Below are 26821 nucleotides of genomic sequence, written 5' to 3'. Positions count from 1 at the left end.
AGTATGTATGCCCGCCAATCCCTGAACCGTATTATCAGGTATGCCTATTATGTCACTATTTCCGGGCTATGATCGCGTAGTCCTCGGCGCCGAAGATCAGGTTGTTCAGTATCTCGATATTGTTGTTATATGACGTGGCGAAAGCTGGAAACCGTTTGCTGACTTCATCTTCAGCATCGATTTTTTCCAGCCTTTTACTATCGGGAGTCCTGGCGAGGTACTTGATACCGATCTCCGAAAAGCCCGCGTGGCGCATGATAAATTTAAGCGCTTCGGGGTGAATGGCGTTAGTATGGGTCAAGTCCAGGTAAAAGTCGGTGAAGGTGGCGATCGATAGCGGATTGATTGTCTTTACTACGATGCGGCCACCCTGCAACATCTTATAGTGGCAAAGTCCGATTAATCTGGTCAAGTACTGGGGCTCGAGGTGTTCGATCACCTGATCCATAAAGATGCCGTCGATGCCTTCGTGTTGCTCCAGGTATGAAACGCCGTCAGTTTCTTCGACCTGCAGGCCATGAGTTCGGCACAGCCTCACCATGTCCGGGTCCATATCTACCCCTGTCGCCGGTATGCCGGCATCCCGCAGCACTTCCAGAAACTCTCCCCTGCCGCACCCGATGTCGAGAACGTTATGACATCCGCCGAAGCAATCTAAAAACAATGACTGGTGCTGCTTGAGCACGTCCGGGGGGCTGCGGAAGTGGTTGTAGAACGCGAGGTAGTCAAAGTATCGCCGGCCGTTATCGTCCCCCATGGTTCTCCCGCGGTCGGCAGTGTCGACCGCAGTTCACCATCTTGCCCGGGGCAAAAAAAGAAACCCCGGGGATTTTACGGGGTTACCTCCACCGGGTGAGAATCTCTTCTCTGTCGAACAGCTTGCTGCCAATCCTTATCACTGCGAGGTCGATAACCAGCACGATCACGCAGATGATCAGGATAAGCTTCGTGTCCAGCAGCATGAAGCCGGCCAGCTGGGCAATGAAGATACCTACCAGGGGCAGGATCAGGACGACACTGATCTGCTGCGCAGTTCTCGGATCGCTCACTCGGGCCGAAATGATGACCGTGATCATCACGCCGAGGAAAGCCAGGAGGGGTCCGAGGATGAACAGGCCTATCAGCCATATCATGTCGGGTACCAGCACCCGGTGAACTATGTTGTTGGTCAGAAGCCAGACTACGACCGCGTAGATGGCCGCAGCAATCCAGGTAGCGACCAGCGCGGGCACCAGAGCTGAAATGGCCTTGCCGATCATGATGTCCTGAACGGATATCGGAGCGGCCAGCAGGGGTTCCAGCGTGCGGTTTTTCTTCTCTCCTATAATGCTGTACGAAGAGATAATCGTGGGCAGCATGGCCGGCAGCATCATGAAGAACGGCAGCGTCGCCGTAACCATGAACGAGATTATGCCTTCCTGAGTAGTCATGCTCGAGATGCCGCCACTAGTGCCTATTGGCCCGGTCGTGGTGTTCATCGACTGGTTGAACTCGTCCGGAGACATGATCATCGGGACGAGCATGGCCATCGGTATGAAAACCGAGAAGATCAGCGGCATGAAGAGTATTGAGAACAGGATAATCTTGTTCTTCATGATCTCTTCGAACTCTTTCTCTATGATCAGCTGAATCTTGTTCACTGCTTCACCCCCATGATGTTAAAGTACACGTCTTCCAGCGACCTGCTCGCCTCTGAGACGCTCTGGATATCTGCGCCGACGGCGACCAGCGCCCGTACCAGCACCGGGTTATCGGACTCCGGCGAATTGACACTAATCTTTAGTTCTCTGCCGTTCACGTCAACTCCGCCGACGAAACTTTGCGCTTTCACAGTTTCCACAAACTTCGGGGTAACTTCCTTCAGCTTAACCAGCACGTGCCGGCCGTACAGCGCATCCTTAAGACGGGAAGGAGAGTCCACGCTTAGCAGGTGCCCTTTGAAGATGCCTATCCGGTCGCAGAGCCTGTCTGCCTCGTCCAGGTTGTGGGTGCAGAGGAAAATGGTCCTGCCTTCCTTTTTCAGGTCCGAGATGAAGTCCCTGACCAGGTGCGACGCTTCCGGGTCGAGGCCGGAAGTCGGCTCGTCGAGGAAGAGTACCTTCGGGTCGTGCAGCAGGCACCGGGCGATGGCGATCTTCTGCCTCATACCCTTGGAGTATCCGCCCACTGCCTGGTCCCGCTTTTCCCACAGTCCCATCAACTTGAGATAGTGCTCGATACGATCGTTCAGCCTCGGCTCAGGAACGTCGTACAGCCTGCCGTAAAATCTCAGGTTTTTATAAGCGCTCAGCGTGTCGTACAGGCCCGGTGTTTCCGTCAGCATCCCCACCTGGCTGCGCACCCGCATGGCGTCCTTCTCGTCTGTTACGTCCAGGCCATCGATGGTGGCCGTTCCGCTGCTCGGCTTTATGAGGCACGCGAGCATCCTGACCGTGGTAGTCTTCCCGGCGCCGTTAGGCCCCAGGAACCCGAACACCTCTCCGGAAGGAATCGACATATTCAAACGGTCTACTACTGTCACGCTGCCAAAGGAGCGCGATAAATCTTTTGTCTCAATCACACCGATCACCGGTACCAGAATACCGACAGTTAAGCGTTGATACATAATACGTTTTGTGGCTTACAACCGGCATCGGCAAGCCGGCCCGAGAACAAGCGCACCGCAGAAACCGGGCAGGCCAGTAAATTTCTGCCGCCCTTATCTATAAATATACTGTTTCATAAATATTCATAAAAAGGGCAAACCAGCCAAATTTATAATAATGCTTATCAACCTGCGGGAGAATTACTGTTCCGGGTTAAGAGGTTCGTTAATGATGAGGATAGCGATCATTTATCTAGTGTTAGCGCTGGCACTGGCCTGCTTCACGCAGGCGGCTTGCGCAGAGGTTGCCGTTCCAGTCAACATCGGAATTCCCTATGCCATAGGGCCCGGATTCACCCTGGCAGCACCATTCTCCCAGGGGTCTTACATAATCAACGCTTTCAACAAGAGCACACTGGCGTATACGGGCACAAAAAGTCTGGCTATCTCTCTGGCATCGGCAGATGCAGGCCCCGGCTTCCGCTGGATTTCGGCGAATCCGACCATTGCTCAGACCAGCGCAGAAAGCCTGGTGATGGACCGGTCGTACTTCTTTAACGACTTCGTATCCGCTGCATGAAGCGATCGGGCGATGTCACGCATGGCCATTCCGATGCCGGTTGCGACTGCCGGCCATCCTGCCTGATGGCTGATGCATCCGGTCATTTTTTCCACCATTCTTATCATCATACGTACTATATTGTTCAGGACGGTACCAAATCCGTGTAACGCCCGGTAATACCTTCCTTTTTAAGCATTTTTGCGGATAATCCTCAAATACCCGGCATCTGCAAACCTCAAAGTGGAGGGATGATCAAGATGGGCACTGTAAATATGCATCTCACGCCGGACGAGGTATCCGAAGTACTGGGCGAAGGGAAAACCTTCGTGTTCAAAGATCACCCGTGCGGCAAGGCCGGAGATAAATTCTCCATAAATGGCAGAACGTTCGAGCTTATCGACGTAAGCGAAAGAACCCTGAACATGATCTCACGGTACTACCACACTACGGATGGCCATTCCACATCCGCCGATTTTATCTCGAGCTGGAAAGCAGCCCACAATAGCGAATGGGATCCAGAAGCCGTATTATACGTCCACTGGTTCAGGGACATTACCGCCCCGCTGACCAACGATCTGATCTAAAAAATGGTTTGACGGGTACGGTTTGGGTATCTAGTATTCGTACCCTATCGATTTAATCCCGATGCTCACACTTCTGCCATCTGGCATCCTGAGCCCTGTCAGCTTTCCATAAACTGCAGCTGCCTCCACAGGGTATTCGTTCATGATTCCCGGATAAGGGCTGCCATAAGTGAATACTCCCGGCTCTCCGCCGATTTTTAGGCCGGAGGTTACTTCTCTGCCGGTACTGTCACCGGTCGAATTACCCGCTGTTCCGTTTGCTGCATCATCCGTTTCTATCGACATTCGGTTCACATCCGGGTACGGCGAGTTATCCACGGTGACCACGCCCTGTAAGTCGTAGTCCGGGTAGAGCGTTTCATCTTTGGTAGTGTTATTCGTGATAGTAGATATGTTGCCATCCCCTATACCGACGTTCCCTATCCCCTGTACGCCCTTCCAGCTGCACATCTGGCATGCGCACGTGCCGTTCGTATTATAGTCAGCCGGCTCCAGCAGTCTCGTACTCCTGTTTGCCCAGGTGGAAAAATCGGCTCTGGCATCGGTTTCGCACGTGCAAAGGCTCACGATTACCGGCAGCATCACGGTGGTTAACAACAGGACGGCCAACCCCGCCCTTACCGTTTTTAATAACCCCCATCTCATGCCAGCTAGCTTCCTTCTACCTGCACTAATGGATATGTGCACATTATCACGGTATGTGGTGGCTCCGGCAGTAAAATCGACCGAATGAGCCCTGCGATAAAATTCTTCCGGCCAGATGTTCCTGCCTACCGTACTCCTTTTTCCATATATGGAAAGATAGATATAACCTAAAAGCTATTACTCTATAAGTTTTTAACCGGGAGGAGATTATACATGAAGATCAACAACGTCGAGATCGAGGAAACCTACGCAGAGGCATTCCCGATCCAGGTATCGAGAGTACTGATCACTGCAGCGACTGAGTACTACGCGAGGATCGCAGCAACTGAGGCAACCGGCTTCGGTACGTCCGTCATCGGCTGCCCCGCAGAGGCAGGCATCGACTGCTTTGTCCCGTCTACTAAGACTCCGGACGGCAGGCCGGGCTACGTCATCATGATCTGCCACCCCAAGAAGGACCACGTCAAGGAACAGCTCGTCGAGAGGCTCGGCGAATGCGTCCTGACCGCTCCGACCACCGCAGTCTTCAACTGGCTGCCCTTCGAGCGCATGGAAGACAAGACCCTCGAAAAGAAGGTCGACGTCAAGCTGCACTTCTTCGGTGACGGCTTCGAGTCCAAGCAGGTCGTCGGCGGCAGGAACGTCTATGCCATCCCCATCATGGAAGGCGACTTCATCTGCGAAGAGGAGTACGGCGTTCAGAAGGGTGTCGCAGGCGGCAACTTCTTCATCATGGGCGAAACCCAGGGCTCTGCGCTGATGGGTGCACAGGCAGCAGTCGACGCGATCAACCAGGTCGAGGGCTGCATCATGCCGTTCCCCGGCGGCATCGTCGCTTCCGGCAGCAAGGTCGGCTCTCTCAAGTACAGCAAGTTCATGAAGGCATCCACCAACCACAAGATGGCCCCGACCCTGAAGAGCAAGGTCGAGGACACCCAGATGCCGGCCAACGTCAACGCAGCGTACGAGATCGTCATCGACGGTATCGACGAGGCAACCGTAGCCAAGGCCATGACCGTGGGCATCAAGGCGGCCTGCACCATCCCGGGCGTCGTCAAGATCTCCGCAGGCAACTACGGCGGCAAACTCGGACCCTACAAGTTCGAGCTCACCAAGCTGCTCCAGTAAAATAGGATCAGGGGGCCACCCCTGACTCTTCTCTTTTTATTAAATTAACCACGACAGACACAGCATTTGTATTTCAACCACGGCGGCACCGCTCCTTATTCTGGCAACTGGGAATCGGATGTTTGAACCACGGCGGCACAGCGACACAGAGACAGTACGATCTACTACAACCAGATGGTAAATAGAACCACGGCGGCACAGCGGCACAGCGACAATGGCGAACCGGTAATACCGAACTCTTTTTATGTCCACGGCGGCACGGAGACAGCCCATTAACCAAAAACGGTTTACTGGCCAGGTGTTTCAGTAGATCCTCATGATCACAAAGCCGGTAAACTACTTTCTATAGTGATTCCTGGTTTCTCCAGTATATTAACAAGAGAAGGATTGTCCCAGTGCCGTCAGCCCGCCGTGTCGCCGTAGATCAATAAAAAAGGAGCCTTGCTATTCGAGTACGGTTGTCTCCGTGTCGCTGTGCCGCCGTGGTTAGATTATTAGATCCTGCAATCGTTTCCCGCTTTGTCTCCGTGTCGCTGTGCCGCCGTGGTTAGAACCTCTGTTTTCCAGTTGTCAGGTGAAGAGCCGTGCAGCCGTGCCGCTGTGGTGGAAATATTGTGTTTCCAGTTGTCGTCATCATTGGCAGTGTTGCAGCGGTGAATTATGCCATAGGGGCCTTATGAAAAAAATTACTGGCCAGCTGCTTCGCTTGCCTCTGCGCCGCCGCCTTCCTGGATCACGATGGCGTTGGTCGGGCAGGAGTCGGCCGCTTCCTGGCAGTCAGGGCACTTGGTCCCGCAACCGTTGGGGTCTATGACCTCTGCCTTGTCATCTGCGTCCCAGTTGAACACGTCCGGACAGATATCGATGCAGTTGCCGCATGAAATGCAGAGTTCCTTGTCTACGACTGGAATTACCATGATCATCCCTCCTGAAATTTCGCGGCGTGCGTATTTAAAAGCTGGCCTGTTTTAGTGATGTCCGACTTTTCACGGGCATATGCCGGCGCCTTTTCCACATGCCCCGAATTTTAATCAGAGTCAAAGTATATAATATTGAAATATATCAGTTTAACGTAATTAAGAAGAGGTACACAAATGGACGAGCATGTCATGGAGGCGCTGGGCAAGGCCCGCGTCGTTATCAGGGATGGAAAGGTTGTGGAAGTGGGAGAGCCGGAGCTCAAATACTGTCCGATTTTCGATAAGTTCAGAGGCATCAAGGAATTAACCAAAGAGGAGATCCGCAAGAACATGCAGTTCCGGGTTGACGATTTCGGCATGTGTAAGGCCAACCGGAAGCTGCGGATGAGGGATTACCTGTCCTTCGGAGTCTCGGAAATGATCAGCACCGCCATGGCCCAGGGTATGATGGACGCTGCCGTAATTGTGTGCGAAGGCGCCGGAACGGTCGTTTTAGACGAGCCCGACATGGTGCAGGGCATCGGCGGAAGAGTCTCAGGCCTGGTCAGCACCACTCCGATTCCCGAGCTCTCGGAGCGGATCGGTAAAGAGCGTGTGCTGGAGCCCGAAACTGCCAGGATCGACCAGATCGCCGGAGCCAGGAAGGCCATAGAGATGGGCTATAAGAATATTGCTGTGTCAGTCGCCAAAGGCTCCCAGGCGAAGAAGATCAAGGAACTTGAAAAAGCGCATCCAGGCGTCAACCTGTACACTTTCGTCGTGCATACGTCCGGCATGTCCGAAGACGAGGCCGTCGAGGTCTTCAACTACGCAGACATCGCGACGGGCTGCGCTTCGAAGCACATCCGCGGCATCGGCCACGGCAAGCAGGTTTACTATGTCGGGGACTCCGTACCCATCTTCGGTATTACCGCCCGGGGCAGGCAGGTCATCGAAACCCGCCTCAGAGCCACCGGAAAGAAAGCCGAGCACAAGCCGGATGCACCGCAGCCCGACAAGCTGCTTTAAGCTCCGATTGATTCGGTCATCAAAACGGGCCTTTCAAGTAGTGGATATGTGAAATGGGATTGGCCCGGCCTCGGAAGGCCTCGGTTTTAAATCGCAAAGGCGCAAAGACGCAACGACGCAAAGGAATAACACGAAAAACTTTGCGTCGTTGCGTCTTTGCGCCGACGCGACCGAAGGGTCGAATCCTTGCATATTGCGAACTAAGAACAAGGCGGCCTGGCGCCGAACACTGTCCAATTTTCATGGAATTACATGCAGGCAGCACTGCTGCTGCTGCTGCCGCCGCCGTCTGCTCCCCATTTTAACCCTATGTCGTTTTTAACCTTCTACCGCAGGCCTATTGCCGTCGAAATGGTAAATCACCGATTTATCCTGGCCAGCCAGAGTTATACCGGGAGAGGTAAGATGAGGTGGACAATAATACCCTTACTGTTAGCCATGCTTATATGTATCAGCCCGATTGCTGCGTCAAATTATGCCGTGGCAGAAGTAGACGACTGCGACCCGGCACTGCGAGGCCCGGAGGCCGTTAAGATCGCGAGGCTGAAAGAATGCCCTGCCGCGACCACCTGGGGCTACGAATACCCGTACACTATGGCCTATGGCACCGGAGTACCTTATTACGTCGGCCACAACTACGGCCTGCCATCCGGGGCAATATACGAAAATCCTGCCAACTATCCCTACGGCATACCTGAACCGTCCGTAATCTATGGGGACCCTGAAAATGCCATGTTCCTGAACTACGGCTACTCCTTCCCGTTCCACGGGCCTAACTATCCTGTAGTGACAGGTCCCATGTACGGGTGTCTCAACAGCCCGTTCGTGTTCATGGGCTGAAAGTACATCCGTGTCGACGAAATTGTGCATGATATGCTGTGCCTCGCCTGGTTGCACAGGCTACTCGAGACAGCAACACAGCGCAGCGTTCGTCCACATTCACCAGTATATTTGATACATCAGGGTATGATCTCGCAGCTATTGTAGCGCATGTGCTCGAAGTCGCTCATCTGAATCCGCCCCTCTGCGATGAGCCGCCTCACTTCAGGCAACGCTTGTTGCAGCTCGCCGATCAGGTGCCTGATCGTGCCGCAGACCTCGTCGAAGCCATCGTCACCCCACTTCATGGTGACGTTGGCATACAGGCACCGGCCGCCGCAGATGCCTCTGATATTGCATTTGGCGCATCTGCCGCTGATCTGTATCTCCCTGATGCTGTCGTGGCCTTCGGCTATGTGACCTGCGTAGAAGTCCTTCATCCCCGACATCACCGGGCAGGGGGACAGGTTGCCGTCGGTTTGAACGTTGTACTCTGCCCAGCCGGCTCCGCAACGGAGCTGCGTGTGCTCGCCCAGGAGTAGAGATTGCATGACTCCGATAAAGGGGTACATTTTTAACACGCGGCCCTCGTCCCTCATGACCCGAAGCCATTCCCAGACTAAGCGTGTAATGCCCGGGTTATAGCTGTCAGCGACCCACTGGGGGAAGTTCCGCTTTTTCCTGTCGTTGCGCCAGAAGAGCGCGTTTATCTGCCAGTGAACGCCCGGGAAGGAGAACTCCTGATTGTCGAGCAAGTACATCACCTGCTTGTAGATGTCCGTCTCCTCCATGACCGTCATCCGCGCGATGATCTCGCCTGTAAAGCCCTTGCTTCGGGTTACCCTGGCGTTCGCTGTAATCTTATCGTAGACGCCACTGCCGCGGTAGAAATCGGTGGTCTCCCTGTTGCCATCGATGGAAATGGAAATCGTATGTAACCGGTTAAGGTACTCAGCGGGCACCCTGTCGAGCATTGTACCGTTGGTGTGGAGCAAAAAGCGCCGGGCCGGCAGCTCATCCATGAGCTCCAGCATCTTCGGCAGCTCTAAGAGAGGTTCGCCGCCGTAGAAAATGACAGTCCTGTCCGGGTCCTGCGCGATAAACTGCTTCAGTACTTCAGTGGGGTAGGAGATCGTCTGAGGCAGGAAATAGTCATAGTCCAGCCCGTCGTCGTAATCGTCGAAATCGTCGCAGCACTCTCCGTAGCAGTACCTGCATTCGAGATCGCAGCCCGTGGTCAGAGTAATGAAATAGTTCATGGTCCCACCGGTGACAGGATACCGAATTAGCCATGCCGGTATTTAAGCGTATCGAAGTTCAGGAAAAGGATTGCCAGGATTTAGAATTGCAAATCGGAAAGGGGAAAGTGTTTCAATATCCCTGGAATATCCGCTCGGCGATAGCCTGCTCCGCCCAGCTGATATAATCACGCTTGCCCCCTTCGCGGAGCCTTATTGCCTCCACACAGACGTCGTGGAGCATCTGCTGGCCTTCTGCTTTCGTAAAACGATCTCTAAGCCGGGCAGTCCGGAAGCCTTTTCCCAGGTAGCAGCTGTCTCTGGCATCCCATACGTCGGCCACGAGGAACGGGCTCCGGGCGAACAGGTACAGGTCGCATGATCGCTCGCCCTTTGGATACGGGGTAATTCCCCCGGGTAAAAATTTGCCGTCCTGCATGAGGTGGGTGATCTCGTGCCCGATCACATACGGACTGCTGCGGCCGGTCAGCCGGATAGTGCCGCTCCGAGGGTCATAGTAAGCACTTTTTGATGCTCTTCCGAACCGAATCAGGTCCAGCTCGGGAAAGAAGGCGGTGACGATTTCAATTCTCGTCCGCAGCGAAGGCGTCCGTGTTAATAATTTTTCAAGCTCGCCTGAGTAGCAAATTTCCGTCAAGGTACTCAGCGCCGGCTTAGTTTCTTTAAAGTAGCGTTATAGTCGGCGAGGTACTTCAGAGCAAAGTAGGTCAGGATGACGGCGATAGTCATCAGCACGATGAATAGTACGGCTGCGATGAGCAACACGTAAACGGGATTGGATGGCATGCACTGCTCCGGAAAAATGAAAGTGAGCACCTGCGGGCTCACTTTCTGCCGTACCTGCTGAAGCGCAGGCCGGTTCCCAGTATTACCACGCCGCCGATGAAGAGGGGCAGAGCCCACGAGCCAAGACAAAACCTGGTCGGAGTGCTAGTGCCGGCGGGCTGGGTGGTGGTGCCGGTCGGAGTCGTTGTCTGGGTAGCAGTAGCGGTAGCATATGTCAGCTCATACGGGTACTCGTCAAAGCCCTTGACAACCGTCATCCGCACTACCTTCCTGTCCTTCGGTATGCCGACATTCAGGGTCCGTTCACCGGTCCTCTGTCCCGGGTCGATCCTGTCCAGCGTACCTGCGTCGGAGATCTTGTACTCGTCTCCCTTATCATCGGTAAACCTGACTGTGAGGTGGCCCGTTTCAGCAGCAGAGCCTTTATTCTCATAATAGTAGTACAGAGTTGGCCAGATGTAGTTCCCGGGGTCGCCCTCTACCCAGTACTCGTTGCTGATGGGTGCACCCTTCACTACGACCTGGATAAGGTGAGCGTTGATGTTATCCGAAATCCGCTGATCCTTATTGAGGGGTATGGTGGGTTCATCTGCCGCTGCCAGCGGCGCCGATACGATAAGCAGGAGCACTGCCACAACAAGCGCCCGAGTTAGAGCCACAGTCAGAGTTCGCATGGTCGAAACTTGATGCTGCACATATTTGAGCTTTATCTGATCAAAGGTAAAGCTCTGAATTTAAAAAGGCAGGCTACTGCGGTGAAAACAGACAGTCAGAATAAAAAAGTGCCTGCAAGGTCGCAGGCGCTGATGTGTCCCCGCATCCGGGCCGAGGGATCTTATTCCCCGATCTCAGTGCGGAGCTTGCCCATCGTAGTCGAGAGCTCGGCAAACGCGTTGTGCTGGTGGATGCTCTCCTCGTTGATCTGCTTGATCTTGACCACTGCATCATCTGGAAGGTCCTTGAACTCAGTGACCACCCGCTGGGCCATATCCCTCACGCAGTCCTCGACGAACTTGGGGTTGGCGTGGGCGTTGCGGACGACTTCGTATTCGTCCCCGCGCTTGAGCAGCTCGAAGCTCATGGTACTCATGGAGTGCTCGATGATTTCGATCAGCTTGTTCAGCGACACTTCGTTGTCGCCGGAGGTTTCGATAGAGACGATGCCTCTGCCACGCTGGTTGTGAGTGGCCATGGGTATCTTCTTCAGAAACGCGTCGATCTTGTCCTGCGGAACGCCGAGCTTCTGCAGCTCGGTCTCGGCGGAGACACGCATGATCTCCTGGGCACAGGGACATGCGGTAATGCCGATCACTTCGGAGCCGATGACTTTGCGGACCTTGATTTCCTCTCCTCTCTCGGCAATCGCCTTGGCGAAGACCTTAACTACTTTCTGGGATTGCATCTGGGTCTGAGGGGTCTTCCGCTTGACAATAAGCTCGCTGTCCATGTTTACTTCCGAGCGGGTCGCATACTCGTGGCGCTTCAGCAGCCGCCGGGCTACTTCGCCGCAAAGGTCCTCGATCTCGTAGACGGGAGACTTCACCATGTCTTCCAGCACTTCATCGATAACCTCGAAGTTCCGGGAAAGGTTCGCGCCCCGCCTCTCTGACGGAAGATCCACGTACATGTTGAAAGTGGAGATGAGAATAATGGGCCTCTTGTCGGGCCGGGCTACCTTCACGAGCTTTTTCACGTTCGTGACGCCCACGCGGGACAGGTTGATCGCCACTTCAGATTTCGTGGCCTGTACATCCGGTAAAATCATGATGATCATCTCTGCATGAAGATGTAAACATATCCTTTTTATCTCATTAATAAGTTTCTGCTGGCCGGACAAGCCGGCCAGGACAGTATCCAGGATTACCTGTTGCGGCTGCTTATCCAGTCTTGCAGTGCCAGGCCATTACTCTCTAAACGAAAACATTAAAATCATAGGCCAGCCATAAACCTTTAGGTGATATTTCTTGATTAGCATCAACGAGATTTCTTACTCTATCGTAGAGGAGATGCTCGACTTTGCGGAGGATTACAAGATCGAGCCTCACACCCTCGCTAACGATTCCGTTGTCATCGACTGCGGCGTGAAGGCGAAAGCCGGCTATGAGGCAGGACTGCTGTTTACCCAGGTATGCATGGGCGGCCTGGCCCAGACCAGCCTGACTCACAAGAAGCTCAAGCACGAGATTTTCTACCCGTTCATCGAGGTATCCACTGACTTCCCGAGCATTGCCTGCCTGGCAGCTCAGAAGGCTGGCTGGAGGATCTCCCAGGAAGGCTTCTTCGCGATGGGCTCCGGCCCCGCCAGGGCGCTCGCGCTCAAGCCCAAGCACACTTACGAAGTCATCGAGTACGAGGACGACTACGACTTCGCAGTCATCGCTCTCGAGGCAGACAAGCTGCCCAACGAGAAGGTCATGGACTACATCGCCAGCGAATGCGGCGTAGACGCCTCTGATGTCGTCGCCCTGGTCGCCCCGACCAACAGCCCCGTGGGCTCCGTCCAGATCGCCGGCAGGGTCGTCGAGATGGCCATCTACAAGCTCGCAGAGCTCGGCTTCGACACCAGGCACATCGTCAGCGCCTTCGGCAGCGCCCCGATTCCGCCCGTCAAGAAGGACGCGGCAGTCGCGATGGGCACCACCAACGACGCCTCGATCTACCACGGCAGCGTAACCTTAACCGTCGACGGCGGCAACATCAAGGACTTCGTCCCCAAGATCCCGTCCTCGTCCTCAAAGGACTACGGCAAGCCGTTCTACACCGTGTTCAAGGAAGCCAAGTTCGACTTCTACAAGCTCGACCCGGGCATCTTTGCACCCGCAGAAGTAGTCGTCAACGACATCTCCACTGGCGAGACCTACATCGCCGGCGCGATCAACGCTGACGTCTGCATGGAATCCTTTGGCTTTAAGAAGCTCTGAGAGTGACCTGGTGTGCCCGGAACGGGCATTCTTTCCTTTTTTTAAACGAAAAAAATCACCCGCACCCTGCCTAACAAACAGTAATGCGATCAGGATAAAAGCCTAATTCAGAGACTGATAGCAACTGTACTACAATAGCCCTGCCTCACGACCCTCCTCGGGTTATATGTCACCCAAACCGGACCCTACGAGGGATAACCGGAGTTATCCAGAAGCGATTTTGGCCTTGACGAGCTTATTGTTACAGGGTATCTACATAAAAATTATACGATTATGAGAGAACCTATATCTAAGCTTCCGCAGATTAACCGTATAGTGATGGGATGAAGAAAGACCAGTTCATTACCGTAACAATCATTACACTCCTGCTCTTTCTCTCCGTAACCCTGGGCATGGTGGTGCTCTCGGAAAAAGCTATTAAAGCCAGCGAATGGTCGTTAAATACCTCCTTCCAGAGAACCGATACCATGTACGTCGGGAGCAATGACACGTTCATCACCATCGACGGTAACCTGATGTATGCAATAGGGCAGACTGGGGAGTTAAAATGGGACCTCCGGCTCCCCGAGCCCGAAGGCGGCATGGCTGACTTTTCCGACGTCAGCATTTACCAGGCCGCAACAATTGACGACTGCACCTGCTTTCTGGTAAGGCCCAAGGATCTCGTGCTCTGGCAGGGCGAAGGTGAAATTGTCGCAATCTCCGGTGATGGTCAATTACTCTGGAGCCAGCCCTGCTATACTCTGTATAACGCCCGGCTATACGCGGCAAACCATACTATCTATCTCTACAATACCCACGACATAACTGCCATTGATCAGAACGGTACCATGCAATGGAAAATCAGCAGCATATTTTATCCTCCTGCCGTGGCCGAATCCGGGGATATTTACGCTATCCAGTACCAGTATCCGGATGATGGCTGGATTCTTCAATCGTATACTTCCGATGGCAGGATAGCCTGGGGCAGGAATCTTTCAGAGCTTGGTATGGGCCAAGTTTATAGCAATTCTATCTATTCGATTGCCGGTCACGATAACCTGATCTACGTCTTCCTTAACGACGGCGTCGCAGCAATCGATAGCACAGGCAGCCTGGCGTGGACTAAATCGTACGGGGTCTCCACGTTCCCGATGGGTTTCGACTCTGCCGATCGCATCTACGTCGTACAAGCTTACCCCTCCGATCGTGATTACTATTACAAGATCAGAGCCCTCACCCCAGACGGTGACGAAGTGGCTGCCAGGGACCTCTCAGCCAACTTCTATTTCAACAGCCTGCTATCGGACGGAATTCTGTACGAGATGACTCCCGGGCATTCTCCGGACGGCGGCCTTGACGATCTGAGTACTCTGACCATCAGCGCCTTTGATGTCATCGAAGGAGAACTCTTGTGGGACGAAGAAATTTCGCCCCGCCCCCGGAGAACTGTGACTCTCGACAGCGAATCGGCGAGCATGATCTTCCCCTGGTACCAGTTCGAGCCCGATTTCACCGCTAACCTGTCGGTCGACGAAATTGAGATATACTCCCCGGCGCCAGACTATCCCGGCGTTAAAAACCAGACGTACCAGCAAATACTGACAGGAGATCAAATGGTCTATGTGAGCTTCTGGGCCTTCAACTACGAGACTCCTGTTGTTTATGGCGAATCGAAATGTACGTACGCAGGAGGCCTATATGCCTACGACCGAGACGGTAACTTGCTGTGGAAAAAACAGACCGATTCCTACGTCATCAAAATGACCGAGCAAAACGGTACCGTTTATTATGAAACCCGTGACGGAGGGTTCTCTGCAGCCACCGTCGACGTGGCGGCAGGCCTGATCGCAGCAACCGTGTATTTAATATTGCGCTTTTTAGTGGCCGGCACCATCACCCGGGCCCGGTCGAAGCTTGACAAGAACCTGAACCGGAACGCCATACACGAGCTGATCTGCGAGCGCCCCGGGCTGACGCAGCACGACCTGGCCAGGCAGCTGGGCTTCAACATCGGGACCGTACGATATCACCTTCTGGTCCTTACGCTGAACCATAAAATATCGGCATATACCGACGATACCAAATTTATCCGGTACTTCAAAAACTCCCACAGCTATACTGAGGATGAAAAGCGGGCGATCGCCTTAGTCCGAAGGGAGCCGATGAGGAGGCTGCTGGCATTGATCGCCGAAGGGCGATGCTCCAGCAACATTGAGCTATCGCAAGAGCTGGACATGCCCCAGAGCGCTGTCAGCAAGTATCTTCGAGAGCTTCAGGAAAGCGGGGTTATTACCAGAAACATCCGGAAAAAGGAAGGGTCTTGCTACGCCATCGAAGAGCGATACCGAACGATTTTTAATACCTACTTCGCAGCACCGGGGTATGCCACTGATCAAATCGCTTCTACCAAGTTCCCCAGGGTATAAGGGTTTACACATCATTTGAACGACTTATACCATTTCTCATACTCTTTGTGAGACGTAAAACATCTAATAATGTATAACGTATCACTATTGTATTGAAAAATAATTCTTCCCTGCCCAACTTCTTCTACATTGAACGGTAATCCAAACTTAAGGTGCCTGCGTGGTGGCATCTGCGCAATTTTCTCGATGTGCTTGTTGAACAGGTCATAGATGGCGTTTTCCATCCTGTCCAGGTCTTCTTCAGCCTGTTCAAATAGTCTGATTTCCACTATATCACAGGCCGCGTTTTTTGGCTTGCCTCTTTCTTACTTCTTCCAGGGAAGACGTTTTCGCCTGGCCGCTCTCGAGCTTAGCCATCGCATCCTCGATCCCTTTATTCACGAGCCTGACTTCCTCTTCTTCGATGTACCTCTCGTAGAACGCGAGCGCGTGCCTGATCGCTTCAGCCTGCGTGCCCGCATAGCCCTTTCTGATGAGATTTTCTATGATAGCCTCGTAAGGAGTGCCTAGATTTACTGTCAGGGCCATAATTTGTCATACATAATAGATACGTAATAACTATTTAATTTTTATGTATTGAATAATGGTGGTGGGGGGTCTGCCGCATGCGCTCTGTTATGCTCTGGAGGATCTTATGATAATAACAACTGATATCATCTACGCTACATCCTTTATTAATCCAGTCTATAATTAACAGATTATGACAGAAACTATATATTAACCATCGCATGTTTAGGGATTGGTGAGCAATAGTGTATCGAGGCGGCTTATCTCTTCTCACGGTAGCAGCTCTGACGATCTTCGACCGGAGCGGGAACAGGGACCGGGTCATGAAGCTGATCGAAGATGAGCCAGGGCTGACGCTGTACGACATCAAGAGAAGCCTCGACTTAAACATCGGGACTGCCCGCTATCATCTGTTGATGCTTTCCCTTAACCACCGCATATCCTCGTTTAACGATGGCACCAAGTATGTCCGGTACTTCAAGAATTCGAATACTTTTACGGACGAGGAAAAGATGATCGTCTCCATGCTCCGGCGGCCTCACGTCAAAGAGATCCTAAAAGCGATCATAGCACAGCCCGGGATTCAGAACATCGAAGTGGCCGCATCACTTGGGGTGCAGGAGAGCGTGGTCAGCCGATGCATGCGCATGCTGGCTGTAAGGGGGGTAGTGGTGAAGACGAGCGCTAAAGGGGAAAAAGCAGCGTATAAGACCGCCGAGCAATATCTGGTATTAATATTATCAAGTATTCAGGGCACTCCAAAATAGGATTGTCTCTGTGCTCGCGAGCGTGGACGAACGCTGCGCTGTGCCAGGATCACAGATTGAAACAGATTGCACCGATTTCACAGATGACCATAGAATAAAAGTATAGATAGGCTATCCATTTCTCTTCGATTAGTATCTGTGTAATCTGTGGCATCTGTCGGAATCTGTGATCCTGGCACAGCGCAGCGTTCGTGTTGCTATCTCACGTTGTCCGGGCAATCAAGTATGCACAGCGCAGCGTTCGTATTGCTGTCTCATACCACCTATATTGTAGAATACGCATAGCCCAGAGTACTGGGTTATCTGATTCAAGAATGATAATAATAAGATTTTTAGGGTTTCTATATATCTTCTTTTTCAGCTCAGAGCAGTACCCTTGATCACATTCTTCTGCTTCTCGGAACTGCTGATTAGTACGCCACTATTATTCGGCTCAGTTATCCAGCTCTGGCACTCGATGTCCAGGTCGCTGAGGTAGTCGCAAACTGTCTTCTGGATCTCTTCGGCTTTTCTGTCACTGTCCGTGAGGCCGAACACAGTCGGGCCGAACGAGCTCATGCCGCTGCCGTACGAGCCGGCGTTGTCCATGATGGTCAGCATATTCGGTACCAGCGGTGACTTGATCTTGACCTCGATATTCTTGAAGCCGATGGACTGGATGCCATTGATGGCTTTGCCGAAGGTCTCGATGTCCTGCTCGAGGATGCCCGGCACCATCTGCATTAAAACAATACGGCAGATACGATCTACCTGGGCAGCCCTGATGGGGAACGATGATTTGAAGATATCAACTTCAGACTTGCCATGAGAGCCTTCGTCATACAAAGGCGTCACCAGCACGAACCGCCAGTGCTCGGGCACGTCGCATCTCATAACCAGGGGAGCCAGTTTGGCGTTAGAGGCAGATGAAGGTAAACAGGATGTCTTTTCCTTGCCCGGGCCGTAGCTATGTCCGCAGTCGAGAATGAAGCCGCCGCGATCGAAAGCTCTGACTCCGATCCCCGAAGTGCCGCCTCTGCTCACTAATCTGGCCAGTTCTTCGATACTGGTATAAGTAATCCCATACTGCTGGCAGATCGCATAAGCCAGCGCGAGGCTAATCTGAGTTTTTGAGCCGAAGCCCGCGTGCTTGTGGATCTCTTCTTCGACGGTGACTTCAAAATTCGGCAGGGGCTTCCCCAGGTTATTACAAATTTTCTTAGCAATGCCCTCGATAAGCTCCGGCTCGGGGGAATTAACTTTAAAAGAATCCGAGTCCCGGACCGATAGCACGTTGCGAGGACTATTAATGGCAACGCCAGCTCCGCCGTCGATACGGCCAAGAGCGCCGTTAAAATCGATCAGACCGAAATGCAGACGTGAAGGCGTCGTAATCTTCATTCTCATGGGTCAGTCAACCTGCATTTAAGTGGCAATCATTTATCGCTAATCGCTTATATAGTTAGTTATCGACATTTGTCGATACGGCAAGAATCTCCCAAAATAAACAAAGGAGCTGCCGAGGTAACCGGCTATCCGTTTGGCGCATCTTTATCCAGACGCGTAAACACTTCATATAATATGATCATGAAGCTTAGAGGTTTCGGAGAATAAGCGCGGCTGGGGATAAATAGATTCTGTGTTTTCACCCATAAAGCGGCATATTGTGTGGGGTATAAGCGATTAAAGGTAAATACATTAGCAATTCAATGCTGGCTACTACTACACTTTTAGGCTTCGCAATCAATAAAGGTATTCTGACTTAATCGGTTATTGAACAATATTTCACACTTCATTCTTTTCTAATGAAAAATTATTCACTATATTCTAAATAGAATCAAAATTTGGCTTTTTTGCCATGAAATTAGTGCAAATGTCGCATGAATTTTAAAACAGAGCCTTATTAAGAAAGCTTTATATATGCATACTCTTATAGTACAATTTAATGTAATCCCCGGAAATGTAATTAATTTGATTTCCGGGCCTTTGGTGTGAATATTGCGTTGAAGTGGGGGGATCGCAATAGTGCAAACTACTGCCGTTAAGGTAGTAGGTTGTATAATCTGCTTTTCCTGATCAACAATTTGTACACACTTACAAGGGTATTACAATACATATGACTCCGACCATCCGGCCGGAGATCAGGTGGAGATATATATGGTTAGGAAATTCGCAAAGAACGATGAAGGTGTCTCGGCCGTTATCGGTGTCATCTTAATGGTCGCCATTACGGTCATCCTTGCAGCAGTTATTGCTGCATTCGTGTTCAGCATGTCGAACGGTGTCAGCAAGCCCTACACTGTGGGCATTACAATTAAGAAGGACACTGCTGGTAATATCATTATTACTAATGTCGGAGGCCCGGATGTCGGACAGCTTGATTTCGTTACTATGTCATTCCAAAAAGGCTCAAGTACTCCCGCATACATCACAGTTACGGGTACGACCCCTGCATACAATGCAACTGTGCCAACTGGGGTTCTAAATGCAAGTTCAAATTATGATATAGACGCGTTACACCCGGTCGGCGGATCATTCACAATTCCAAGTAGCGAATTGACTAGTGGTACCCAAACTCATGTCATTGTAACTGGGCAGTTCAAGGATGGTAAGAACCAGGTAATCGGCGAAGCAGACGTTTAATGTGTCTGATTCCTTTTTTCTTTTTTACATGATTCTTGTTTCAGATAATTTTTCTTTACTCCCCATTATTAATTGAAACCAAATTTTACTTTTATTTTGGTAATTAACTTTCTATATTTTACTTACTCATCAAATCTGGAATAATTTATCGACTTCTAAGCAAATATCCAAAAAGTTTTCATGCAATATGAAAATTGTGTTTATTTCAAGCTTAAATTTTGTAAAACTTGTGAATTTGAAAGCTATTTTCAAAACAGAGGCCGTATAGGAAAGTTATTTATAGACAGAAGCTAAATAGGCAAGTAGGCAAAGTCGCATAGAATAAGTTGGAACGAATCCAATTTATACCCATTAATATGGGCGAAATGCACTTGTGCAGGATCGTCAAATAAAGGGTGAGTAAATGTCTGTTGAAAAACAGGCAAAATGTCGACGAATCTGTAACCGGCGCAAAATGCGATTTCGCATAAAAATGGTCACTCTGGCCATCCGGCCGGAGACCAATGGTGGAGATATATATGGTTAAGAAATTCGCAAAGAATGATGAAGGCGTATCGGCCGTTATCGGTGTTATCTTAATGGTCGCCATTACGGTCATCCTCGCAGCAGTTATTGCTGCATTCGTGTTCAGCATGTCGAACGGTGTCAGCAAGCCTTACACTGTGGGCATAACCATCAAGAAGACCGCAAGCGGTGACGTCCTGATTACCAATGCAGGTGGTCCGGATGTCGGCCAGCTGGATTACGTTAACATCTCATACCAGCCGAGCACCTCCGCAACTGCAAACACTTCGCTGACTAACCAGATTGCTCTTCAGACTGTTGGCGGATCCATTACGATCCCGGCCGCAAACGCGCCTACCCCGACCCACGTCATCGTAACTGGTAAGTTCAAGGATGGTAAAGAGCAGGTAATCGGTGAAACGGACGTATAAACGCCCGGTTCACTATCTTTTAATTTTTCTTTTTCTCACGGTCTTTTCATATTATGGGTTTCTAACTTTTATAATGCGGCAGCATTTCACTTCTGCAATTACAACAAGCATACAGAACCTTCATTATCCCCAACCACATACTCTAAAAACAGGCATTGCAATACTCGAAAACCTGCAATCCTGAGAAGTGGTAAGCAAACAAACAACAAACCGTAGTTGTCTTAAGCCGGTCATGGGTCGATGTCGGCTTAAGACACCTGCGTTATACTCCTTATTCTGGCATCTTCACGATATCCAAAAAAATTTACGGGCTCAACTTCTATCCTCTAATCTAAACAAACGATTAATAAGCAACCTTTATATAGTTTAATATTATTATATTAAATTGTAAATAGCGCCGACTAAATATCTCAATTAAGCCCTGCAGCACTTAGAAATTGATCAATCTGTGCTTTAGTGCAGCAAAATATCCGCCTGACATATAAACCTCTCCAGCTTGCAGGGCATCGGCGCTTTCTGGCAGACAATTATCTGTGGAGGCTATTCTTACTATGCTTAACCCTGAACGAAAAAACGGGCAGGGGATGTCTACTGTAATGGGCATCATCTTACTACTCCTCGCAACGGCGACTCTCGCTGCCATGGTATCGGCTATTGCCCTCTCGTCGAGCAATGTTGAACAAAGTAAGCTAGTTTGCGTGACAGTCGATCGCATTGCTGCCAGCACGGGCCAGGGCACGGGAATCATCTCTGTCCAAAACATGGGCGGCATGAATTCGGAAATGCTCCAGCAAGGCACGCCCGGCACGGACGGTATCAAGGTCTTCGTGAACGGTGTCCAGGCCAGCACTGTCACATATCCAGCCGCTGCTGCGTCGGCTTCCTATGTCGGCCCCCAGCCTGGCTCGATCCAGTATTTCCAGGTCGACTCCGGGGCTGAGGTAACCGTTGTGGCTTGCTACAATGATAACACCGAGTACCAGGTCTGGACGGGGACTGTTCCATAAAATGTATTTGACAAGATATTTTATTGCAGAAACTATTTACGTACAAAACCTTACATAAAATTACGATAGAGGGTACGCTGTATGATGTCATGGGCTGCAATAGGGCATTACATCTCTTCCTTTACATCAATTGTAACTAAACCTAAAAATGCTACTCAGGTATGGGTTGAGCGTACGCCTGAAAGTGAAGATGAACGTATTGGCGTGATCAATGCTATCAATAAAGACGTCGAAGATATGAAAAGCGGCAAAACTGAAACTCACACCTATTCTTTAGCTGAGTTTGAAGAAAAGTTCGCTTAATTCATCTTTTCTTTCCACCATTTGTCGTAGTCTTTATGATCGTCGAAACAATGCCGTATATACAGCTTACCATTTTCAATATAGTATGGTAAGCGTTTTTCACTGCCGATCTCATCAACGCACCATATTCGATCGTTTAGGTGTAAGAACTTAGTAGGTGGTGGCTGTTTCTCTGCTATCTGAGCAATCCGATGGATGAATATCTTCCTTATCGACCCATCCATCTTGTGTAGTTCTTTCTCAGCATCAGTAGAGAGTACGATCTGAAGTGGCATTTTGTTATTCGATAGTCGATTGTTATCCTATCCTATATAAGTTTGCACAATACTGAAAAAAGATATGATATACAATAGCGTTGTCACCGCTTCCTGATCGGTAAATTATCAATACTTAATTTTTCAATTTAATGACTGATGCATAACTATGTCAGCCGAGATTGATCCTCGGCCTTCATCCGGTTCGCTTGTTCCAAATATGTGACGTAAAATACGAACGATCTGACGTACAGGTTGATGGTCTCCCCTGTGAGCCCTAAACCTCTCATGTAGACCCGGATTCTGTCCAGATCCGATAAGCTTAATGTCAGGTTGTTGATCCGCCGCAGGATCATGCCGTTGCATGCGATGATGCCCCTCACCTGCTCTTCCGGAAATTTGTACACGGCCTTCAGGTACCTGTAAAACCCCGAGAGGCTGGCATGCAGCTTATGGTCTGTTTTTGCGTCTTCCATGGTACGATCTACGATTGGCGGATTTTAATACGGGACTGCAAGAAAACACGGGTTGAACTGGGGGGCAAGCCGTGATCATCTCGCGAGTTTCGGGGGAACAAGCTCTGAACTGTATTGATCGGAGGTTGCTATCGTGCCGGCGTCAAAAATAAGACGAACGCTGGGCTGTGGATTTCTGGTTGTTTATATAGCGTTCGTCCACGTTCACGGGTCAGGTGCAACATCCACCAAATACTGGCCACTCAGTAACGAGCACAGCGCAGCGTTCGTTTTTTCGAGTCACGCATGAATAATAATTTTCAATCGTTTCACGGCGATCTTCTCCGGAAACAAAAAAGGTTATCTGCTCGCACGTTATTATAGTTACAGCTATCGCCGATAGAGGTAAAGAATATGGTTCAGAAGATTATTCTCAAGCTGATCGCACTGACGGCTGTTGTGCTGGTATCGCTGGCTACTGTCCAGGTAGCAGTTGCCGCAGAGCACGCCGCAGCCTCCGCAACCCCGGACGTCACAATCATCCTCGGCACCATGGGCCACAAGGTCTCCGGTGCCATGGTCAAGATCGACGGCGCTGAGGTTGGCAAGACTGACGCCAGCGGCAACCTGACGCTGAAGGAGCCTCTCACGGGCAACCACTCGGTTACTGTCTCGATGAAGGGCATCAACGAAACCACCGTGTCCGCAGACTTCACTCACAAGCCTGTCGTGGTCAAGGTCGGACCCGAAAAGTACACCCTGAAGCTTACGATGCATATCACTGACAAGAACACCAAGCACGGCATCGAAGGCGTGAACGTCTACAACAACAAGTACCTGATGGGCACCACCGACGCCAACGGCGACCTCGTCATCGACGGTTTCCCCCAGGGCCTGTACCTGATGAGCCTCGAAAAGCCCGGGTATAAGACCTCCAGCGCAGTCATGGTCTTCTTCTCGGCCAAAGCGCCCCAGACCTTCACCATGACGCCGACTGCGGCTTCGACCACGCATTAAGCGCTATCAGCTTAATGCCCAATCTTTTTTGATATCTTTTGTCGTCCCGACCCTAACGACACTACGTAATACCTTAACCATGAGCAGCATATTAGACGCAACGCTTTCAACCATGTCTGCACGGCTCTTTATCCTGGCAACTGAAGATCAAATATTTGAACCACTGCGGCACGGCGACACGGAGACAAATCGAAGTAGGGTAACAAGATCAATTGTTCTAACCACGGCGGCACGGCGGCACGGAGACAAATCGAAGTAGGGTAACAAGATCAATTATTCTAACCACGGCGGCACGGCGACACGGAGACAAAGGCGAACCGGTAGAGCAAGACTTACTGGTTGAACCACGGCGGCACGGCGACACAGAGGCGGGTGACTCTCGAACAACTCAACTTCTTTTTTAATCCACGGCGACACGGAGACAATGCATTAACTAACGGTTGTGAATTTGCCCATAATTTACTGTAAGTTCTGATTGATGCCTTTGCTACACTGGGATCGATCGGTAAATTGAAAAAAATGAAATACTCTAATGGTTGTTAGTTTGCTACTCTTTTTAGGCCGTCCGTTAGCATGACTGAATTGAAGTTTAGAAGTAAGCCCAGTCTCAGGTTCATGAGTTTCAGGTAAGTCAATAGTTGAGCACTATGTATGTCTGCCAATTCCTCAACGGTTTTGATTTCTATGGCAAGCTGTTTTCCACCAGGATATCGATACGCAGGTTAGTATTCAGGTATACTCCCTCGTAGTGTACCGGGACCTGTGTCTGGGATTCAACAGTAAATCCCATCTTTCTTAATTCATACAAGAGACAGGCTTCGTAGACACTTTCCAGGAGTCCTGGTCCCAGTGTTCTATGGACTTTCATAGCGGCATCGATAGTCAGGGTGGCCAGGTCATTCAGCTCTTGACTTATGGGTTCAATTCTTTTCATTTCATACACCAACTAATTTTCAATAATATGAATATATGTTATATGGTTGATGAATAAGCAAACTGAAACTAATGGTGCGGTACCCTAGACTCAAGCCACTGTACTATCTAAGATCAAATAAATGATGATCAATCGATTGTACTGGTACACAATGTCCCCGTGTCGCCGTGGATTAAAAAAGAGATTGTTGTTGACGTGGTTCGCACCGTCTCTGTGTCGCTGTGCCGCCGTGGTTTCTTTTACCATCTTGCTCTTCTGGTTTGCCATTGTCTCTGTGTCGCTGTGCCGCCGTGGTTAGTTATCTGGATGTTCTGGCTATCACGAAAAATGTTAATACTCTTCAACCGCCATACTTGTCCTTATCATGGTTGAGGTTCTCGCGGACGTGGGCGGGAGCCCGGGGAAGGATTGCCGGGGCTTCTGTAAGTACTGCTATTTTAAGCTCGTGAAGGACGTGCCGGCCTTCGGGTGTAAGTACTGTATGCCGTTTCAGAAGGGGTGCGACTACTGTACCCGGGGCGTGAAGGAGCAGTATCCAGGCTTTAAGCCTCTGATGATGGTGATTCCGGAGGTCCAGCAGGCGCTCATGTTCAACAGAGACTGTGTGGAGAAGATCACTATCAGCGGCGGCGGGGATGTGAGCTGCTATCCTGAGCTGAAAGAGCTCGTTCAGTTCCTCGGCCAGTTCGGGATACCTATTCACCTTGGCTATACCAGCGGTAAAGGCTTCGAGGGTGCCGACGATGCTGACTTCTTCATCGATAACGGGGTGACTGAGGTCACCTTTACCGTGTTTTCCGCAGACCCGAAAAAGCGTAAGGAGTACATGAACGACAAGCAGCCTGAAGAGTCTCTTGAGGCCCTGCGCCGGTTCTGTAAAGCGTGCGACGTCTACGCTGCGTCCGTCCTTATTCCCGGGGTCAACGACGGGAAAGACCTCATCAAGACCTGCGATATGCTGCAGAAGTGGGGCGCTAAAGGCGTTATCCTGATGCGGTTCGCCAACTCGGAGGAGCAGGGGCTCATCCTGAAAAACGGCCCGCTGATCAAGGGTGTGAAGCCTCATACCATCAAGGAGTTCGAAGATATCGTCCACGATATCGCTTCGAAATATAAGTTCCGGGTGACCGGCACTCCGCTGGGCGATCCGTTGATCGGCTCTCCCTTTGCCATCGCGCATCATCCGAAGCTGTTGAAGAAGCTTCCTCCTGTCACAAAAGAAGCCACGCTTATCACGGGCACTGTGGCCGGACCGATGCTGGCGGATATATTCTCCCAGCTCGGAGGCACCGTCAACGTCGTGGCAGCGAAGAAGGACATTGCCTGCCTGCTTACTATCGACGATCTCAAGGGCATCGATCTCAAGAATGTCAAGGATACGGTAATCCTCCCGGGTCGCTCTTTCGTCTGGGATAAGGATGCTGAGGAAGTTCTCTCTGCCGATGGCCTCGAACGCTTTATCCGTAGAGGCCCCGATCGGCTGACCGCAGACGGGGAAATGACCATCGGTATGTCTAAGAAAGAAGTCCTGGACTTCGAAGTCGAGGCGTTCACCGAGCTCATCCAGATGATCAACATCTACGGGCTGGAGCCGAAGAAAGCCAAAGCCATACCTGCTCCAAAACCTGCCCGGCAGATCAGGTCTCAGAAAAAGTAAACTCTATATACCGGTACCGCTGCCTGCTGACGGTCGGTGCCTCTCATTTTACTTTTCACCAAAAAAGTCAGCACACCATATAATATTGCCAGTCTGAATTCTGATCGATGCAGGCCTCGGCTATCAAGTTTGACCTTAAAAACCGGGATGGCTACGTCCGGTGTGAGTTCTTCAAGGGCAACACTGACAAAGGTGTCATCTACATGCACGGGGTGGGCGGAGGGACTCACGGCCCTTCCAACATCTATCATCCGATGGCCGATGATCTCCAGAAGTCGGGCATCTCTTCTCTGCTGATCGACTGCAGGTACGATTCTGTTCTCGAAGAGTGCATCTCAGACATCCTTGCCTGTATCGAGTACCTCGATAACCAGGAGCATATTAACAGGATCGGGCTCATAGGGTGGTCCTTCGGCGGCGCCGTAGTCATTTCTGCAGCCGCTGCCGACGAGCGGGTCAAAACCGTAGTTACTGTGGCGAGCCAGTCATACGGCACAAATGATGTGTCCGATATCGCTCCGAGGCCGGTTCTGCTGATCCACGGCACCAGCGATAAGACCTTGACATACCAGTGTTCGGTCGACATAGCCAAACGGGCGAAGGAGCCAAAAAAGCTGATCCTGTTCGAGGGTGCCGATCACGGCATCAGCCAGAATAGTAAAGAAATGTATGACCTGGTCCGGAGCTGGTTCCTCGAGAATCTATAATACTTGTACAGTCGGAATTAGATATTACATGC

29 protein-coding genes and 1 pseudogene are annotated in these 26821 nt (G+C 51.1%); 15 read left to right on the top strand and 15 right to left on the bottom strand.

Features of this window, described 5'->3' with window-relative positions:
- Window positions 1-55 precede the first annotated feature (55 nt).
- The 3 genes from ACPLPM_RS13205 to ACPLPM_RS13195 form a co-directional block, all read right to left on the bottom strand.
- On the bottom strand, window positions 56-757 hold the full coding sequence (locus tag ACPLPM_RS13205; RefSeq protein WP_424357241.1) for a class I SAM-dependent methyltransferase: 702 nt from the start codon (window positions 755-757) through the stop codon (window positions 56-58).
- Between the two features lie 82 nt (window positions 758-839).
- Window positions 840-1640, bottom strand: coding sequence for an ABC transporter permease subunit (locus ACPLPM_RS13200; protein ID WP_424357240.1), 801 nt, complete (start codon window positions 1638-1640; stop codon window positions 840-842).
- Window positions 1637-2560, bottom strand: coding sequence for an ABC transporter ATP-binding protein (locus ACPLPM_RS13195; RefSeq protein WP_424357239.1), 924 nt, complete (start codon window positions 2558-2560; stop codon window positions 1637-1639). Before ACPLPM_RS13195 ends, ACPLPM_RS13200 begins: the two co-directional genes overlap by 4 nt.
- Before the next feature lie 253 nt (window positions 2561-2813).
- On the opposite strand from ACPLPM_RS13195, the gene ACPLPM_RS13190 reads away from it, so the two are divergent.
- Window positions 2814-3164: a hypothetical protein gene (locus ACPLPM_RS13190; protein ID WP_424357238.1), complete on the top strand. Its 351-nt coding sequence runs from the start codon at window positions 2814-2816 to the stop codon at window positions 3162-3164.
- A gap of 230 nt (window positions 3165-3394) precedes the next feature.
- Window positions 3395-3730: a hypothetical protein gene (locus ACPLPM_RS13185; protein WP_424357237.1), complete on the top strand. Its 336-nt coding sequence runs from the start codon at window positions 3395-3397 to the stop codon at window positions 3728-3730.
- A gap of 30 nt (window positions 3731-3760) precedes the next feature.
- Here the strand turns inward: ACPLPM_RS13185 and ACPLPM_RS13180 are convergent, their stop codons facing one another.
- On the bottom strand, window positions 3761-4375 hold the full coding sequence (locus ACPLPM_RS13180) for a hypothetical protein (protein WP_424357236.1): 615 nt from the start codon (window positions 4373-4375) through the stop codon (window positions 3761-3763).
- Between the two features lie 213 nt (window positions 4376-4588).
- Here ACPLPM_RS13180 and fhcD point away from each other — a divergent pair, with 213 nt between their 5' ends.
- On the top strand, window positions 4589-5503 hold the full coding sequence (gene fhcD, locus ACPLPM_RS13175) for a formylmethanofuran--tetrahydromethanopterin N-formyltransferase (protein ID WP_424357235.1): 915 nt from the start codon (window positions 4589-4591) through the stop codon (window positions 5501-5503).
- Between the two features lie 686 nt (window positions 5504-6189).
- Here the strand turns inward: fhcD and ACPLPM_RS13170 are convergent.
- A complete protein-coding gene (locus ACPLPM_RS13170) occupies window positions 6190-6420 on the bottom strand; it encodes a ferredoxin (RefSeq protein WP_424357234.1) in 231 nt (76 codons plus the stop codon).
- Window positions 6421-6597: 177 nt separating this feature from the next.
- Between ACPLPM_RS13170 and ACPLPM_RS13165 the strand changes: the two genes are divergently transcribed.
- A complete protein-coding gene (locus ACPLPM_RS13165; protein WP_424357233.1) occupies window positions 6598-7431 on the top strand; it encodes a methanogenesis marker 8 protein in 834 nt (277 codons plus the stop codon).
- Window positions 7432-7911: 480 nt separating this feature from the next.
- Window positions 7912-8271, top strand: a complete 360-nt coding sequence (locus ACPLPM_RS13160; RefSeq protein WP_424357232.1) for a hypothetical protein — start codon at window positions 7912-7914, stop codon at window positions 8269-8271.
- 119 nt (window positions 8272-8390) lie between these two features.
- On the opposite strand, the gene ACPLPM_RS13155 is transcribed toward ACPLPM_RS13160, so the two are convergent.
- The 5 genes from ACPLPM_RS13155 to mptA form a co-directional block, all read right to left on the bottom strand.
- Complete coding sequence (locus tag ACPLPM_RS13155) at window positions 8391-9509, bottom strand: TIGR04084 family radical SAM/SPASM domain-containing protein (protein WP_424357231.1); 1119 nt, start codon at window positions 9507-9509, stop codon at window positions 8391-8393.
- A gap of 112 nt (window positions 9510-9621) precedes the next feature.
- Window positions 9622-10146 carry a hypothetical protein gene (locus ACPLPM_RS13150; protein WP_424357230.1) on the bottom strand — a complete coding sequence of 175 codons (525 nt, stop codon included), beginning with the start codon at window positions 10144-10146 and terminating at the stop codon, window positions 9622-9624.
- 5 nt (window positions 10147-10151) lie between these two features.
- Window positions 10152-10295: a hypothetical protein gene (locus tag ACPLPM_RS13145; RefSeq protein ID WP_424357229.1), complete on the bottom strand. Its 144-nt coding sequence runs from the start codon at window positions 10293-10295 to the stop codon at window positions 10152-10154.
- A gap of 38 nt (window positions 10296-10333) precedes the next feature.
- A complete protein-coding gene (locus ACPLPM_RS13140) occupies window positions 10334-10969 on the bottom strand; it encodes a hypothetical protein (protein ID WP_424357228.1) in 636 nt (211 codons plus the stop codon).
- Between the two features lie 161 nt (window positions 10970-11130).
- A complete protein-coding gene (gene mptA / locus ACPLPM_RS13135) occupies window positions 11131-12069 on the bottom strand; it encodes a GTP cyclohydrolase MptA (RefSeq protein WP_424357227.1) in 939 nt (312 codons plus the stop codon).
- A gap of 190 nt (window positions 12070-12259) precedes the next feature.
- On the opposite strand from mptA, the gene mch reads away from it, so the two are divergent.
- Window positions 12260-13216 carry a methenyltetrahydromethanopterin cyclohydrolase gene (mch, locus tag ACPLPM_RS13130; RefSeq protein WP_424357226.1) on the top strand — a complete coding sequence of 319 codons (957 nt, stop codon included), beginning with the start codon at window positions 12260-12262 and terminating at the stop codon, window positions 13214-13216.
- Window positions 13217-13539: 323 nt separating this feature from the next.
- Window positions 13540-15624 (top strand): winged helix-turn-helix transcriptional regulator, encoded by a 2085-nt coding sequence (locus tag ACPLPM_RS13125; RefSeq protein WP_424357225.1) that lies wholly within the window; start codon window positions 13540-13542, stop codon window positions 15622-15624.
- Window positions 15625-15635: 11 nt separating this feature from the next.
- Here the strand turns inward: ACPLPM_RS13125 and ACPLPM_RS13120 are convergent, their stop codons facing one another.
- Window positions 15636-15893 carry a hypothetical protein gene (locus ACPLPM_RS13120; RefSeq protein ID WP_424357224.1) on the bottom strand — a complete coding sequence of 86 codons (258 nt, stop codon included), beginning with the start codon at window positions 15891-15893 and terminating at the stop codon, window positions 15636-15638.
- Window positions 15894-15897: 4 nt separating this feature from the next.
- A complete protein-coding gene (locus ACPLPM_RS13115; RefSeq protein ID WP_424357223.1) occupies window positions 15898-16152 on the bottom strand; it encodes a hypothetical protein in 255 nt (84 codons plus the stop codon).
- A gap of 224 nt (window positions 16153-16376) precedes the next feature.
- Here ACPLPM_RS13115 and ACPLPM_RS13110 point away from each other — a divergent pair, with 224 nt between their 5' ends.
- On the top strand, window positions 16377-16898 hold the full coding sequence (locus ACPLPM_RS13110) for a winged helix-turn-helix transcriptional regulator (RefSeq protein ID WP_424357222.1): 522 nt from the start codon (window positions 16377-16379) through the stop codon (window positions 16896-16898).
- Window positions 16899-17255: 357 nt separating this feature from the next.
- On the opposite strand, the gene ACPLPM_RS13105 is transcribed toward ACPLPM_RS13110, so the two are convergent.
- The gene (locus tag ACPLPM_RS13105; RefSeq protein WP_424357221.1) at window positions 17256-18284 is read right to left on the bottom strand and encodes a beta-ribofuranosylaminobenzene 5'-phosphate synthase; all 1029 of its coding nucleotides are present in this window, start codon (window positions 18282-18284) and stop codon (window positions 17256-17258) included.
- Between the two features lie 750 nt (window positions 18285-19034).
- Here ACPLPM_RS13105 and ACPLPM_RS13100 point away from each other — a divergent pair.
- The 4 genes from ACPLPM_RS13100 (at window position 19035) to ACPLPM_RS13085 (ending at window position 21765) form a co-directional block, all read left to right on the top strand.
- A complete protein-coding gene (locus tag ACPLPM_RS13100; protein ID WP_424357220.1) occupies window positions 19035-19520 on the top strand; it encodes a type IV pilin in 486 nt (161 codons plus the stop codon).
- 518 nt (window positions 19521-20038) lie between these two features.
- Entirely contained in the window at window positions 20039-20455 is a 417-nt protein-coding gene (locus tag ACPLPM_RS13095) for a type IV pilin (protein ID WP_424357219.1), read from the top strand.
- Window positions 20456-21006: 551 nt separating this feature from the next.
- Window positions 21007-21462, top strand: a complete 456-nt coding sequence (locus ACPLPM_RS13090; RefSeq protein WP_424357218.1) for a hypothetical protein — start codon at window positions 21007-21009, stop codon at window positions 21460-21462.
- 81 nt (window positions 21463-21543) lie between these two features.
- Complete coding sequence (locus ACPLPM_RS13085) at window positions 21544-21765, top strand: hypothetical protein (protein ID WP_424357217.1); 222 nt, start codon at window positions 21544-21546, stop codon at window positions 21763-21765.
- Window positions 21766-22186: 421 nt separating this feature from the next.
- On the opposite strand, the gene ACPLPM_RS13080 is transcribed toward ACPLPM_RS13085, so the two are convergent.
- The gene (locus ACPLPM_RS13080) at window positions 22187-22495 is read right to left on the bottom strand and encodes a hypothetical protein (protein WP_424357216.1); all 309 of its coding nucleotides are present in this window, start codon (window positions 22493-22495) and stop codon (window positions 22187-22189) included.
- A 393-nt stretch (window positions 22496-22888) separates the two neighbouring features.
- Between ACPLPM_RS13080 and ACPLPM_RS13075 the strand changes: the two genes are divergently transcribed.
- A complete protein-coding gene (locus ACPLPM_RS13075) occupies window positions 22889-23491 on the top strand; it encodes a hypothetical protein (RefSeq protein WP_424357215.1) in 603 nt (200 codons plus the stop codon).
- 539 nt (window positions 23492-24030) lie between these two features.
- Here the strand turns inward: ACPLPM_RS13075 and ACPLPM_RS13070 are convergent.
- Window positions 24031-24359: pseudogene (locus tag ACPLPM_RS13070) on the bottom strand (GxxExxY protein).
- 430 nt (window positions 24360-24789) lie between these two features.
- Between ACPLPM_RS13070 and mmp10 the strand changes: the two are divergent.
- Both mmp10 and ACPLPM_RS13060 read left to right on the top strand, forming a co-directional pair.
- The gene (mmp10, locus tag ACPLPM_RS13065; protein ID WP_424357214.1) at window positions 24790-26082 is read left to right on the top strand and encodes a methyl coenzyme M reductase-arginine methyltransferase Mmp10; all 1293 of its coding nucleotides are present in this window, start codon (window positions 24790-24792) and stop codon (window positions 26080-26082) included.
- 107 nt (window positions 26083-26189) lie between these two features.
- Complete coding sequence (locus ACPLPM_RS13060) at window positions 26190-26789, top strand: alpha/beta hydrolase (RefSeq protein WP_424357213.1); 600 nt, start codon at window positions 26190-26192, stop codon at window positions 26787-26789.
- Window positions 26790-26821: the final 32 nt, after the last annotated feature.

The organism is Methanocella sp. MCL-LM (assembly GCF_049676595.1).
GTDB lineage: Archaea > Halobacteriota > Methanocellia > Methanocellales > Methanocellaceae > Methanocella_A.
Note: the sequence above shows the minus strand (reverse complement) of the source record. Positions and strands in the feature narration are given on the sequence as shown.